The 14,850-nt window shown below is 39.7% G+C and carries 13 protein-coding genes; 12 read left to right on the top strand and 1 reads right to left on the bottom strand.

Features of this window, described 5'->3' with window-relative positions:
• Nucleotides 1-126 precede the first annotated feature (126 nt).
• The 12 genes from DLD82_RS08970 to DLD82_RS08910 all read left to right on the top strand — a co-directional run bounded on the left by DLD82_RS08970 (nucleotide 127) and on the right by DLD82_RS08910 (nucleotide 13,579).
• Nucleotides 127-1,002 carry an ABC transporter substrate-binding protein gene (locus DLD82_RS08970; RefSeq protein WP_109940785.1) on the top strand — a complete coding sequence of 292 codons (876 nt, stop codon included), beginning with the start codon at nucleotides 127-129 and terminating at the stop codon, nucleotides 1,000-1,002.
• A gap of 37 nt (nucleotides 1,003-1,039) precedes the next feature.
• Complete coding sequence (locus DLD82_RS08965; protein WP_109940784.1) at nucleotides 1,040-1,798, top strand: ATP-binding protein; 759 nt, start codon at nucleotides 1,040-1,042, stop codon at nucleotides 1,796-1,798.
• A gap of 99 nt (nucleotides 1,799-1,897) precedes the next feature.
• On the top strand, nucleotides 1,898-2,698 hold the full coding sequence (locus tag DLD82_RS08960) for a class I SAM-dependent methyltransferase (RefSeq protein ID WP_181391351.1): 801 nt from the start codon (nucleotides 1,898-1,900) through the stop codon (nucleotides 2,696-2,698).
• Nucleotides 2,699-2,755: 57 nt separating this feature from the next.
• Nucleotides 2,756-3,943 (top strand): ABC transporter substrate-binding protein, encoded by a 1,188-nt coding sequence (locus DLD82_RS08955; protein WP_109940782.1) that lies wholly within the window; start codon nucleotides 2,756-2,758, stop codon nucleotides 3,941-3,943.
• A gap of 279 nt (nucleotides 3,944-4,222) precedes the next feature.
• On the top strand, nucleotides 4,223-5,965 hold the full coding sequence (locus DLD82_RS08950; protein ID WP_181391350.1) for an ABC transporter ATP-binding protein: 1,743 nt from the start codon (nucleotides 4,223-4,225) through the stop codon (nucleotides 5,963-5,965).
• The gene (locus DLD82_RS08945) at nucleotides 5,958-7,709 is read left to right on the top strand and encodes an ABC transporter ATP-binding protein (protein ID WP_109940780.1); all 1,752 of its coding nucleotides are present in this window, start codon (nucleotides 5,958-5,960) and stop codon (nucleotides 7,707-7,709) included. Before DLD82_RS08950 ends, DLD82_RS08945 begins: the two co-directional genes overlap by 8 nt.
• 319 nt (nucleotides 7,710-8,028) lie before the next feature.
• Nucleotides 8,029-8,844 carry a class I SAM-dependent methyltransferase gene (locus tag DLD82_RS08940; RefSeq protein ID WP_109940779.1) on the top strand — a complete coding sequence of 272 codons (816 nt, stop codon included), beginning with the start codon at nucleotides 8,029-8,031 and terminating at the stop codon, nucleotides 8,842-8,844.
• Nucleotides 8,845-8,863: 19 nt separating this feature from the next.
• Nucleotides 8,864-9,058, top strand: coding sequence for a hypothetical protein (locus DLD82_RS08935; protein WP_181391349.1), 195 nt, complete (start codon nucleotides 8,864-8,866; stop codon nucleotides 9,056-9,058).
• Nucleotides 9,059-9,279: 221 nt separating this feature from the next.
• Nucleotides 9,280-9,762 carry an SRPBCC family protein gene (locus tag DLD82_RS08930; RefSeq protein WP_109940777.1) on the top strand — a complete coding sequence of 161 codons (483 nt, stop codon included), beginning with the start codon at nucleotides 9,280-9,282 and terminating at the stop codon, nucleotides 9,760-9,762.
• A gap of 327 nt (nucleotides 9,763-10,089) precedes the next feature.
• Nucleotides 10,090-10,875: a zinc transporter ZupT gene (gene zupT, locus DLD82_RS08920; protein WP_109940775.1), complete on the top strand. Its 786-nt coding sequence runs from the start codon at nucleotides 10,090-10,092 to the stop codon at nucleotides 10,873-10,875.
• A 427-nt stretch (nucleotides 10,876-11,302) separates the two neighbouring features.
• Complete coding sequence (locus DLD82_RS08915; RefSeq protein ID WP_109940774.1) at nucleotides 11,303-12,400, top strand: ABC transporter substrate-binding protein; 1,098 nt, start codon at nucleotides 11,303-11,305, stop codon at nucleotides 12,398-12,400.
• Between the two features lie 141 nt (nucleotides 12,401-12,541).
• Nucleotides 12,542-13,579: a class I SAM-dependent methyltransferase gene (locus DLD82_RS08910; protein WP_109940773.1), complete on the top strand. Its 1,038-nt coding sequence runs from the start codon at nucleotides 12,542-12,544 to the stop codon at nucleotides 13,577-13,579.
• Nucleotides 13,580-13,641: 62 nt separating this feature from the next.
• Here DLD82_RS08910 and DLD82_RS08905 read toward each other — a convergent pair whose 3' ends face one another.
• On the bottom strand, nucleotides 13,642-14,694 hold the full coding sequence (locus DLD82_RS08905) for an ABC transporter substrate-binding protein (RefSeq protein ID WP_181391348.1): 1,053 nt from the start codon (nucleotides 14,692-14,694) through the stop codon (nucleotides 13,642-13,644).
• Nucleotides 14,695-14,850: the final 156 nt, after the last annotated feature.

Here is a 14,850-nt window from a genome sequence, read left to right as displayed (position 1 = left end):
ATAAGGTAGCCATTCGTTGTACATCTGCCATCGTTTTCACCTGCCTATCCCCTCCTTTTACATACGGAGGGAATTGATCTGTCTCCTTAAAATAGGGTGGTCAAAAACGAATGGGCGCGGCTTTATATGCCTCTGGTCAAGAAGGGATGGGCGTTAACAGTAAATGTTGGGGCATTAGGCTCCGGACCATATGGTAAAGCAAATGTCGAGACCATTGCAAATCTGAACCCGGATCTTTTAATTTTACGCGACATGGGTTCAGCTAAAGAAGAAACGGATAAATTTCTAACGCAAATCGAATCAATGGGTATTCCAGTTGTGGTTTTGCAGTACCCGGATTGTTACGAAAATCCTAAAGTTGATACAATTTATGATGAGATAGAACTTTTAGGTCAAATCTTTAAAAAAGAAGATAAAGCGGAAGAAATTGTAAAGACAATGCAGGATGCCGTTGATGATGTAACCAGTAAAACACATGACATCCCTGAAGATGAAATAAAATCCGTCCTGTATTTTGGAGCACCAACCAGTGCACTCACGAAAGGTGGTGTTGGCCAGGCATTTGGTCTTGGAACGGTTGAAGTTGCACAGATGGAAGATCTGGTCAATGTAAGAAATGTCTACCAGGATAAAGGGAATAACCTCATCTCTTCAGAACAGATGCTGGCACTTGATCCTGATGTAATCATTCTTCCGACCTGGAGTGGGTATCATCCGCCACGTCAGTTATACGAATCAAATTATACAAATATCCAGGAAATGCGGGCACTGAAAGATGGACAAGTGTATTCACTCACCGCAACTCCCTGTAAATCAGAACGTCTTGAATTCCCGATAAACGTAATGATTGCAGCAAAGGCTACTTATCCAGATAGATTCGCCGATGTTGATTTGAAGACCTGGATACATGACTACATCGTAAAATTGTATAACACCGATGAAACGATGACGCAAAAAATCATGGATGCACTGATGCTTGAATACCTGGAGATTGTGAACTGATTCGGGAAAAACCTTCCCAATTTTAAGAGAGATATCTATGAAACTAATTATCTGTGGTAAAGGGGGTAGCGGAAAAAGTACCCTAACAGCAATGCTTGCACATGAATATGCCCGAAAAAATTTCCGGGTTTTAGTAGTTGATACAGATGAATCCAATATTGGTCTTCACCGGCTCATTGGAATTGATGCTCCTGTCGACCTGATGGAATATTTCGGGGGGAGACCAGGTATGAAGGAGAAGATCATGGCTGCTGCTCCGGATTATGCAAAAGTAAAACTTATCGAAGAACCATGGAAATTTGACTCAATTCCAGCCGATTATGTTTCAAGAAAGGATAACATTGCATTAGTATCAATCGGAAAAATTCAGCATTCTGGAGAAGGTTGTGCCTGCCCAATGGGTATGCTTTCCAGACAATTCCTGCAGTCATTACAACTTGCTGAAAATGATATCGTAATTACCGATACGGAAGCAGGGATTGAACATTTCGGACGAGGTATTGATGAAGAAGCAGATGGGATCCTTATGGTTCTCGATCCCTCATTTGAGTCAGTTGGACTTGCAGAAAAAATTACAACCATAACAGATGGAATGGGTATATCTTTGTATTTCATCTTAAACCGGGTTAATTCAGAAATGAGTGCAACAATTCGTAAGAAGCTTTCTAAACCAGGCAATATTATTGCAGAAATTCCTGATGATCCAGATATTTTGTCAACAGGTCTTTCTGGTGATGCAATCACCCGCCAGTATGCCCCAATTGAGGCGTTGATAAAAGAAATTCCAAATAATTAATTTTTTAAATTTCTTTTTTTGTTGAAAAAAGTCGTAAATTATTATGATATTATGAAAATAGACTGGAATGAACAATGGAAAACGATGATGTCGGATAGCATGAATAACAGGGGAGATTCTGCTGCGATATCATGCCCACGTTACTGGGACACTCCGGAAAGAGCACGAGATTATTTAAAAAACTATGGCTGTGATTCAGACATTAACAAAAACCGTGAAAAATTGATCCAGGAGTTACACCTCAAACCGGATTCGCAGGTTCTTGAGATTGGCCCTGGGCCGGGAGTTCTGACCATCCCAATGGCCCGGATGGCAGGACAGGTCACCGTAGTAGAACCATCAGCGGGGATGGCAACAGTACTTCATGAACGGATAGAATCAGAGAACATCCAAAATATTTCTCTTATTCAAAAGCGATGGGAGGATGTTAATCCGGATGATTTTGATAACAAATTCGATCTTGTTCTGGCATCCTATTCTCTGGGAATGCATGATATAAAAGCCGCAATAGAGAAGATGAATTCAATCTGCCAGGAGAAGGTAGTCCTGTTCTGGCATGCAGATATCCCTCAGTTTGAACTGTTATATTCCATGGTCTGGCCGGATTTATTTGGAAGAGAATATATATCCGGTCCAAAAAGTGATGTTCTTTTTAATGTACTGTATGAAATGGGGATATATCCCTCCGTTGAATATCATGAATTCATCCAGAAACAGACTTTTTCATCTATCCAGGCTCTTGAAGACTATTTCAGGTATCAACATTATCTGGAACTAGACTCATCAGTTTCCGGATTCCAGAAATACTTTGAAAAATTCATTCAGGAAGAAAACGGGGTATTCACCCACTATGAACGATTGCCCGGCATGAAATTTCAATGGAAGGCAGAGAATAATTAACAAAATGAACAATTTTAACCACTAAAAATTTCGAAAAAATTAACAGGGAAAGATAATATGTCTAAACTCTTCAACGCAATCATAATTCTTACTCTGATTCTCGGAGTAGGTATCGTATCGGTATCAGCGGAAAAAGTTGTCACAGATAGCAGAGGAACTTCGGTAACACTTCCGGACCAGATATCCCAGGTTATTACCATTGGAGATGGATTACTGGAAAGTGTCATGTACAAATTTGGTGTCCTGGATACTTTAGTTGGTGTCGGCTCCAATGGCCTTACTACAACTTCCAATTATTCATTTGAGACAACATCGGGTGAAAAATTTGCTATTGATGGTGGAATGAACACCATTGGAGCGTTATATCCGGATATTGCAAACCTTCCTGTCGTTGCAGCTTACAACTCTCCCCCAAATTATGAGATAATTGCAGAATTAAAACCGGATGTGGTAATTATCCGTGCCGGGGACTGCACATTTTACCAGAGTGATGAGTCGATGAAAAAAACCGTTGAACGGATTGAATCACTTGGAATTCCGGTTGTAGTTACCTATGGACCGAACATGAAAGGACGGGACAACAATAATGCAGATGTTTCTGCAATTTCGGATGAAATAAAAATCCTTGGGCAGGTATTTGACAAACAAACGGAAGCAGAGGAATTATCAGGGTACCTCGAAACACAGGTGAACCTCATTAAAGAGAGAACTAAGGATATTCCGGAAGATCAAAAAACCACGGTATTATTACTCGGTCTCTCACCAGAAACCAGGAAAAGTGGTGCTGCAGCGGATGCATGGGGAACAGATTCTGTTGAGTCATTTTTTGTTGAAGAGATTGCAAATGCAAAAAACGCTTACAATGAACCCGGACAGATTGTAAAATTAAATGCCGAACAGATTCTTGCCCTGGATCCTGATGTTATTTTACTGCCTACCGACTGGGGATTCCACCCCGCACGGGAATTATATGAGGCCCCATATTACCAGATGCTTCAGGAGATGAGAGCAGTTAAAGATAAAAAGGTCTATTCACTGCCATGGTTGCCATCAAACTGTGATAAAAGACTTGAATACCCAATCGAAATGATGATTATCGCAAAAGCAGCATATCCGGATAAATTTGCAGATATTAATTTAGGGGACTGGATTTCTGATTTTTATCAGAATGTATATAACGTAGATGAAAAGGGAGCAGAAACGTTATTATCTGCCCAGTGGTTAGATTGGACAGTAAATAATTAAATTTTTTTCTTTTTTTCACGATATTACACTCAATCTCTCCTACCGGAGAATTTTTTTTAAAACGGTTAGCGAATTTTTGTATAATTTAGGGAAGACGCAATTATTCAATGAAATTTTGGTTCACCCTAATATGACCCAAATTATCAAAATATACGTATCACTGTTTAGAAAAAAAATATCAAATTTGGAAAAAAGAACGATGAATTTACAAAAGAATTTCAAAGAAGATACTAATACGAAGGTGAGATTATAAGCACATTAACAAGATTTCAAAAATATATGGTTGGCAGAAAGTATTTACTTCCTGCATCACTCGTGATATCAGCGATAAGTTCCCTGCTTGGCATTATACCTCTGATATTCATATGGCTTATTATCAGGGAATTCCTCAATCCGACATCGGAAACATCGCAGACCCTCATTAGTACCTATGCATGGTGGGCTGCCTTTACAGCAGTAGCGGGCATTGCCATTTATTTCCTGGCCCTTTGTATTTCCCATCTTGCTGCATTCCGGGTAGAGGTCGAGATGCGAAAACAGTCAATGGAAAAGATAGTATCTTTTCCCCTGGGATTCTTTGATAACAACACCTGCGGACGCATCCGGAAGATTATCGATGATAACGCCTCTACAACGCATATGTTTCTTGCCCATCAACTCCCCGATTTAGCAGGCAGCATCGTTGTACCGGTTATATCACTGATTTTGATCTTTATCTTTGACTGGCGACTCGGTTTAGCCTGCCTGGTACCTCTTGTCATTGCTTTTGGATTAATGAGCTTTGCAATGGGAGTCAGGGGACGATATTTCCTGAAAATGTACATGGACTCGCTTGAGGAGATGAACACCGAAGCAGTCGAGTATGTTCGTGGAATACCTGTTGTAAAAGTGTTTCAGCAGACCGTCTACTCTTTTAAGAATTTTCAAAAGAGTATAATGAACTACAAAGAGATGGTTTCCAAACATGCGATCTCATGGGAAAACCCAATGACCGCATATATAGTGGGCATCCACAGTTTTGCCTTCATACTCATACCGGTTGCCATCCTCATGATCGGTAATTCCGCGAACTATGGTACCATCATTGTAAATCTTCTCTTTTACATCCTCCTCACTCCTGTCTTTGCTCAAAGCATCATGAGGAGCATGTATATCAGGCATGCAATGCACGAGGCTGAAGAAGCTATCAACCGAATTGATGAACTTACCAATGTACAGCCCCTGCCGGTATCATCAAGCCCGAAACCCCTACAGGGAAATGAGATCCGGTTTGAAAACGTATCGTTCAGGTATCCCGGCAATACGGAGAAAGCTATCGATAACATCAGCTTTACCGTTCCCGAAGGAAAGACGTTTGCTCTGGTTGGTCCGTCAGGTAGCGGGAAGACCACCATTGCACGTCTTGTTCCCCGTTTCTGGGATGTAGATGAAGGAAAAGTCTTCATCGGAGGAAGTGATGTAAAGGAGATTAACCCGAAGGAACTCATGCAGAACATATCATTCGTATTCCAGAATACCCATCTTTTCAAAGTCAGCCTTTTTGATAATATCCGGTACGGCAATCCTGATGTAACCCACGAAATGGTTGAATCTGCACTGGAAAAAGCACAATGCAGAGAAATAATCGACAGATTGCCGCAGGGACTAGATACTAAGATAGGAACAGAGGGAACATACCTTTCCGGAGGAGAACAACAGAGAATAGTATTAGCCCGTGCCATGCTAAAGGATGCTCCCATCGTGGTACTGGACGAGGCCACTGCATTCACCGATCCAGAGAACGAGCACCTGATACTGGAGGCACTCGGAAAACTCACAGAAGGCAGGACTGTGCTCATGATCGCTCACAGACTTACGAGTGTAGTGGACGTTGACACTATCCTGGTTATCGAAAACGGAAAGATAGCCGAGCAGGGCAATCATCAGGAATTGCTAGGAATGAATGGCATTTACACGAAGATGTGGAATGAATATCAGAGATCGGTTCAATGGACTATAGGAAGGGAGGCTGCCCATGTATGAATATTTTATGAGGAGGCTGGCCCTCTCAAGGGACGGAGCTAAGGACTTCGTTAAGGGAACTTTTACGACATTCCTTCTCAATTTTGGATTGATTCTACCTGCAGTGTACGTTTTCCTGTTCCTTGATGAATATCTCGGACCACTGACGGGACAAGCAGGAGTTGTCCATAATGATATCCGGTACTACATTGGAATAGCAGTCCTGTTTATTTTTATAATATGGATAATTGCAAAAATCCAGTACCGGAGCACATACATATCTATCTACGCAGAGAGTGCTAATCGCCGGCTGGCATTGGCTGAAAAGCTTCGCAAGTTACCGTTGTCTTTTTATGGAAAAAAGAACCTTTCGGATCTGACATCCACGATTATGCAGGACAATACGTTACTTGAACACACATTCTCTCATGCAGTGCCCCAGCTTTTTGCATCTGTCATTTTCCTGATAATCATCGGAATCATGTTGTTTTTCTACAACTGGATGCTGACACTAGCTCTGTTCTGGGCGGCTCCGGTTGCCTTAGCGGTTCTCCTTCTCTCTAAAAAGATCCAACACAACAATCACAAGATCATTTACGATAAGAACAGGGACGTCAGCGAACATATCCAGGAGGGGCTGGACACAATCCAGGAGATAAAGGCATACAGCAACGAAGGAAAATATATCAACGACCTGAACAAGAAGCTTGATGATTACGAGAAAAATCTCATCCGTGGAGAACTACTCCTTGGTATTCTGGTCAACAGTGCTAAAGGCATACTGAAATTGGGACTTGTAACCGTTATCCTGGTCGGAGCAAATCTGCTGGTAGCAGGTGATGTGAATCTCTTCACATACCTCGTGTTCCTGATCCTCGCAGCACATATCTTCGAGCCCATCAACGAAGTATTCAATAATCTGGCTGCTTTGTTCATGCTTGATATCCGGATTAACCGTATGAAAGAGATTGAAGCTTTACCTATTCATACCGGCATGACGGAATTTACTCCGGAGAATTTCGATATCGTGTTCGAAGATGTCGGTTTCTCCTACGAGACCGGAAAACAGGTTCTGCAGAACGTGTCTTTCACTGCAAAGCAGGGTGAAATTACCGCCCTGGTCGGACCATCAGGGGGTGGAAAGAGTACATCGGCGAAACTGGCCGCCCGGTTCTGGGATGTTAATTCCGGCAGGATACTGCTTGGAAAACAGGATATCAAGAAGGTAGATCCCGAAACACTGCTCAAGTATTACTCGGTGGTATTCCAGGATGTTGTCCTTTTCAACACTTCGGTTATGGAGAACATACGTATCGGAAGACATGGAGCGAGTGATAAAGAAGTCTTGAGAGTTGCCACATTAGCACAATGCGACGATTTTGTGAGTAAATTGTCTGACGGATATCAGACCGTCATCGGTGAGAATGGTGAGAAACTTTCCGGCGGAGAAAGGCAGCGTATTTCCATTGCCCGGGCACTGTTAAAAGACGCTCCCATCGTGCTGCTTGACGAGGCAACCGCCTCTTTGGACGTGGAGAACGAGACAAGAATTCAGGCAGGTATTTCAGAACTGGTCAGGAATAAAACCGTGCTCGTAATAGCCCACCGGATGCGTACCGTTGCCAATGCTGACAAGATTGTAGTGCTCGAAAATGGTATGGTAAAGGAGAGCGGCAAACCGGAGGAGCTTAAGAGTGCTAATGGAACCTTTGCAAACATGGTAAGAAGACAGATGAAGACGATACCCGGAGATGTGGCTGGATGACCAGTCTACCTAAGAAAAAACCTCACATGTGATGAAGGCAGTTCATTGAATATCAGATCAATGTGATAGATATCCCTGGAGAATCTTGCCATAAACGGGCTCATCCGTAGCTGAATATGGACATTCTCATTTTTTTCTCTGCCAGGATTATATCCGTTATTTCCGAAGCCAAAACATTTTAGTACAATGTATTAGCCAACCTAACCACAGATTTTAATTGTTGTGTCGAATCTCTAGACTTCAACCGAATAAGATATTCGTCAAATTCTAAGTATTAAAAATACTTGTAACATTTCCTTGACAACGAGAAGAAGTAAATATGGAACAAAAAATCAAAATTAAAAATGGCAGTATTCAGGAAACTCTATTGTTGCCTTTATGGGGGAGAGCATATGAAACAAAGAAGAATAACCCGAAATTAATTGATAAAAAAGCCGTGGAGATTATTGAAAAAATTGATTATGACTTTTCAACTATCGAAAAAACTCAATCAATGTCACAGTATGGCTGGGTAGCACGTAGCCTGCATACAGATAGATTAGCCCTTGAGTTTATAGATAAACATCCTGAGGCCACAATTGTCAATATCGGCTGCGGACTGGACACCACCTTCAGCCGGATTGACAACGGCAAAATCATTTGTTATGAACTTGACCTGCCAGATGTAATTGCACTCAGGAAAAATTTTTATGAAGACAGCGACAGACACCAAAACATTGCTTCTTCATTTTTAGACACTGAATGGTTTGAGAAAATTGTTGTAAGGGATGGTTTACTATTTCTGGCCGGGGGTGTGCTTTATTATTTCAATGAAGAACAGATCAAAGAGTTTTTCATTAAAGCATCTGACCATTTTAAAAGATGTGATTTTTTCTTTGATTCACTGTCGCCTATGGGAATGAAAATTGCGAAAAAGCAGGTATTAAAAAAAGGTGGCATGGGTATGTCTATGGATTGTGGTTGGGGACTGAAACCGATAAAAACCCTTGAAAACTGGGATAACAGGATCAAGGTCATAAATACGATACCTATGCATAAAGGCATGTACAAAGGACTTCCCTTTCGTACAAAAATGATTCTCTTTATTCCTGATATGCTTGGTGTATGTTCAATTGTACACATAAGAATGGGATAAAAGATATATAATGCAAAGAGTGTCTCCCATACAAGCAAATTTTGGAAAAACAGTTTATTTAATAACCTTCATCAATGCTGACAAAAATGTGATCCTCGAAAATGGTATGGTAAAGAAGAGGGGCAAACCGGAGAAGTTGAAGAGTACTAATGGAACCTTTGTGGACATTGATAGAAGACAGATGAAGACGGCACCCGGAGATGTGGTTGTATGACTCCTGTATAATGTACCGACGTTAAAATAGAATCTAATCAGTTTATTATTAATTAAAACTGTGTGAGTAATATCCTTACAATACTCATTGTATCTTTATGAGAGAGGAGAGCCAATTTAATGTTTTCCTCAATTTGGATTACACAGAGTTCTATATCCTTTACAGGAGACACATGCGGTGAAAAAAGAAAACAGTTGTTTAAATTGGGTTAAGGAGAAAAGATGATAAGCCTGGAGGATTCAATAGAGATAAACACGACCGTTGACCATCTTTACGACTGGTTGATGAACCTGGATAGGAATTTTCCCAAATGGAATGCAAACCATGGGAAATTCCTGAAGGTCACAGGTGGTAACGCTGTTGGAGATATCATCTATTTTGAGGAGTGTGTGGAGGGGATCTGGTATAAAATAAGAGGAAAAATAACGGTAATTGAAAAAAAAGACGATTTTTTCACGATAGAGTTTAGCACCATGTCGGGCATCGGAACGATAACATTCATTGGGCAAAAATCCGATGCCGGCTGTATATTTACTCATATTGAACGCTTTGGTTCAAGGAGACCTCTGGTTGGTGGGTTGATAAATTTCATGCTCTTTAAGGTGTTGGCCAGGAAAAAGGCCAATTTCGAACTGATATTAAAGGATATGAAAGAAGACAATGGTAACCTGAAAGCATTATTAGAAGAACCAAAAGCGAAATAGACCCTTCCCTGAAAAATGAGGCAGATCCATGATTGTCAATGACAATGTGAGATGGTACAAAATTTTATATTCTACTGTTTTTTTCATTATTTTAGCCAGACTGCGAATAATGTGTAAAAATAAAGGAACCAGCATTACGGGACTTCTACCCATTATTAAGATACTTTATACCCTCAATCCGGTAATCTGGATAACTGGTATCATCGCAATGTATGTTCACCATAGTATTGTAAAAGTTTAGGAAAAATTCTTCGTAGAAAGATTCAAAGATTCTTATATTCAATATTGCCAGAGAATTAGAAGGTACATCTGAAACCAGGAAATATTATGCCGGATATGATCATTGCATTGTTTTTAACGACATTGGCCGGGCTTTCCACTGCGATAGGAGCCATGATGGTCTTTGTAATGAAAGAGCCCAAAAAGCACTTCCTTTCTCCTGCTCTTGGATTCTCTGCAGGGGTTATGATATATATCTCCTTTGTTGAGATGCTTCCGGATACTATAGAGAAAGTCGGCGAAGGAATGGCAATAGTGGCTTTTTTTATGGGGGTAATGATCTTCGCTCTCATTGATTTCATGATACCCAAAGATTATAATCCTCATAATTTTTTTCGGGTGAATAATTCTAAAAAAGAAATGGGATCGGAGACAATTGGAAATTCCTCATTGATGAGGACCGGCTTGTTCACTGCATTAGCCATTGGTATTCATAATTTCCCTGAAGGAATTGCTACATTCGCAACAGCACTCTCTGATATAAACCTAGGTATAGTAATAGCGATTGCTATCGCCCTACATAATATACCTGAAGGACTATCGGTTTCTGTTCCAATTTATTATGCCACAGGCTCAAAAAGGACTGCATTTAAATATTCTTTTCTGTCGGGTGTGGCAGAGCCGGTTGGTGCCCTGATTGCTCTCCTTGTTCTGATGCCTTTCATGAGTGATTTCCTGTTATCCATGTTATTGGCTTTTGTCGCTGGCATAATGGTATATATCTCTATTGACGAGATAATTCCGACAGCCCACAGTTACGGAAAAAGTCATGTTGTCATTCTGGGATTTATCTTAGGTATGTTTGTAATGGCAGTCAGCCTTCTTGTATTATGAAAAAATTCCATTTCATAACCCAATGCTGCAATATTGAAAAATGAAAAATTGCACCCTAATTAAAAATAGGTCCCAACAAACGACTTTATTTTAAAACCCATAATTAGCAATACAAGATACTAAGTCATGCGTTCGTATCATCACATAACATTAATAAAGGCCCATAATGCAGGGAAAAATAATTTTTGACCTTTTTCCTTAATTATATATTGCCCGAATTGGGGCCGGCTAATGAGCCAACTACACGCAATACAAGGGAGAAAAATATTTCGCCCATGATATTCATGCTTCTTTTAGCTAGAACATACGTGTAAAAAATGAATCTTTTCATTTTATACAGATAATGGTTAAAAAATAACCATATAGGCTTTTTTAAGTAAAAATAAATAGAAATAAATCGAACAATTAAACAAATTATGGTGAGTTAATGAAAGAAAAATTGTCGATGTGTGCTATCCTGATTTGTTTTATCTTTATGACCTCTGTTCTTGCTGATAATTCAGGAACACAAATACATTTCACTGATGCAAACGGAAGAGAAATAACCCTTGAAAAAAACCCAGAGAGGATCGCGTTTAGCAGTTACATGATTGCAGAAGCAATAAAACTCATTGGAGCATGGGATAAAGTTGCCGGAAGGGACGGATACATTTCCGATCCGAAATTATATCCAAACCTTGATACTATTCCTGCAATCAGTGATTCAGATGGCCATAGCCATATGGATTTTGAAAAAATTGTAGAAATAAAGCCCGATGTCCTTATCATGCCAGCGAAAAATGACAACACGAACCAGGATGATGATCAACTTGTTATCAATTCGCTCGAACCTGACATCCCGGTAGTATACATAGATGTTACCAATCCAGATACATTTAATGAAAACTTAAAGAATTTAGGTAAGATTACGGGAAAAGAGGAAAATGCAGAGAGATATCTTGATTTTTACAATGGAATTATGAATCAAATAACTGAAAAGAGCTCTTCAATTCCTGATACTGAGAAACCAAACGTTTTCGTAAAAGCAGCCGGATATACTCCGGACCAACTCTGTACAAAAGGCAATAAAGAGGTTATCTGGAACCAGATATGTGATATTTCGGGAGGAAAAAGTATTTCATCAGATTTAAACCAAGGATGGACTGATGTTGATCCGGAATGGCTAGTGAATAAAGATATTGATGCAATTGTGGCGGAATGTTGGGACCAGTTATATCCGGGAACATTTGGATATACAGCAACAGAACCATCGCAGAAAAAAACCAGTGCTGACAAAATTATTGCAGATATTGCAAATTTGGAGGAATTATCTCAATCTGATGCTGTAAAGAATAACCGGATTTACCTGATGCATGATCCCCTCATGAATACTCCACGGTTTATCATTGGTACAGCCTATCTTGCAAAATGGTTCCATCCGGAACTTTTCCAGGATTTGAATCCGGAAAAAATTCATGAACAATACTTAGATTTCCTGGATGCAGATTATGATCTTGATGTGGTAGGTTATGCAGGATATCCCTAACTCATCCACATTTTTTAACCAAACAATTTCAGGGATAGATTTTTATTTCCCGTAAAAAAGAATCATTCGAATATGTAAAATGACACATTTGCGATTTTCGACTTTAAATGGATTAATATGCCAAAAAACGGATAATAAATTATGACGCAGAATAAATTAAAAAATTTAGAACTGTTTACCCCACCTGAAATACTTCCAACACTCATCACAGATTTAACTCAGGGAATTGATACATTTTCCATATTATATCATGCAACCCGCCTGAATCTGTTTGATCACCTTAAAGAGCCTAAAAATGCATCATCCCTATGTGAAAGTGTCGGAATTAATACCAGAATCGGGGAAAAATTTCTTAATTACCTGGTGGGATCAGATTTTCTACTTGAAAAAGACGGAATTTATTCTCTTTCAAAAACTGCTGAAACATATCTGATTACTGATTCTCCTTATTATCTGGGGAATTATATTGCATACTACTTCATACATAAACTATCAAATCTTCCTCCTTACGATGAATTTCTGAAAAACGGACCTCCCACAGACCCAAAAAAGATGTGGGTGTTTGATGAAACAAGTTTTGCTGCTCTAACCGAATGTGCAATATCCGGAACTATTCAACGAGTACTTGCAGAGATGAATACGGTGTTGCCATTTCCTGAAATTCACCGGGTACTTGACCTTGGTGGGGGACACGGATTATTCTCTATTGCATATGCCCGGATGAATCCGCATTCAACGGTAACATTATTTGATTTTCCGGAAACTGTTGAACGTGCAGAGAAAATTATCGCACATTATTCTTCCGGAAACGTGATGATTAAACCCGGAGACATGACGAAAGACGATATCGGAACAAATTATGATTTAATTTATGTTTCAGACTCACTTTATCTCCCCTATCCGGATTTAAAGAATGTCCTTGATAAAATCTATACCGCGATAAATCCGGGAGGCTTTTTTGTTATGAAATCAGTATTCCTGGAAAAACCGTTAAGAAACTCTTCTAGATCAGCACTCATTTTTGATCTCATGACCGGATCAATGAATGAAAAAGATCATGTCTACCAGATTCAAACGATGGAAAATCTCTTGCAGGAGACAGGATTTCAAATCTTATTACAGAAGAATATTATGGATTTGGAAGACAAAGCAACGCTGATAATTACCCAAAAACAATAAATTCTTTTTTTAATTCCTCTTTTGAGAATCACTCGAAAACAAAAAACGGAAATTTTTTTAATTCAGGGATATGCATCCAATCCACCTGTGCTGAGATCATAATCAGCCCCAATGTACCGAGTCAGATATTCCTGATGAATCTGTACTGGATCAAGGTCAAAAAAGAGATCCGAATGCAGCCATTTTGCAAGGTATGCTGCCCCAACAACAAATCTGGCGGTTGAAACAAGCGGATCATGAATGAGATAGACCTTTCCATTGGTTACTGCCTCACTACTTGAGAATACATCCATGGCTGATATTTCATCTATGATCTTCTTCCCATTTTCTAATTTATGGGATGGATCTGTAGCCTGGTATCCAAACGTTTCCGGATAATAGACATTCCAACATTGAACAATAATATCATCCATGTCCTGACCAATGAGCCATTCCGGATCAACTTCTGTCCATGAAGTAGGAAGTGTTTTTGATATACTGTTAGCTCCGACAATATCCCAGAGTTGGTTTGTCATTGTCTCTTTTCCTCCCCACGTAGCAAGTTGATCCGGTGTGTACCCGGCTGCCTTGAGAAAGATTTTCGGTTTCTCACTGTCCGGAAGCGATGAAGTCTTTTCACGTATTGATCCAATTACCCGGTCAAAAAAATCAAGATACTCATTCACCTTGTCCCCTGTTCCGGTAATTATCCCTAATTTTTCAAAATTTTCTTCAAAAGTATCAGGATCATTGAGATTTAAAAAGACTACCGGAATTTCAGGCTCCAATGAATCAATCATCTGCTGAATGGTATCTTCACTGGTATCCCACTTATCAACTGGCATTATCATAACATCTGGTTTAATCTCCATAATTTTCTCAAAATTGAGTTCATATGGTACATTAGGAGAACTAATGGACGGAATTGAATCAAGATTGGAATAAATGACCGGATCTGAAATATATCCATCTCTTGCTACAACTTTATCCCATGCTCCGGCAAGTACCAGTGGTTCTCCAATCATATATCCGGTAAACCCAATTCTTTCAGCAGGTTTTTCAAGATTAACCGTTCTTCCAAGAGCATCGGTGATAGTTACCCCACTATCTGCCGCAGAAGAAATACCGATTAACAAAAACACTAACAATGAAAACAGTAATAACTGATTTCCGATACAATTTAAGTTCAATCGATCCATAACATAATATTTTTTTTCTTTGGATCAGATATCACCAATCCAAAAAAATTTCAGGAACCGGACAGAAAATCTGAACCTCCAAGACTAAAATAT

This window comes from Methanospirillum stamsii (assembly GCF_003173335.1).
GTDB lineage: Archaea > Halobacteriota > Methanomicrobia > Methanomicrobiales > Methanospirillaceae > Methanospirillum > Methanospirillum stamsii.
This window is presented reverse-complemented; position numbering and strand designations above follow the sequence as displayed.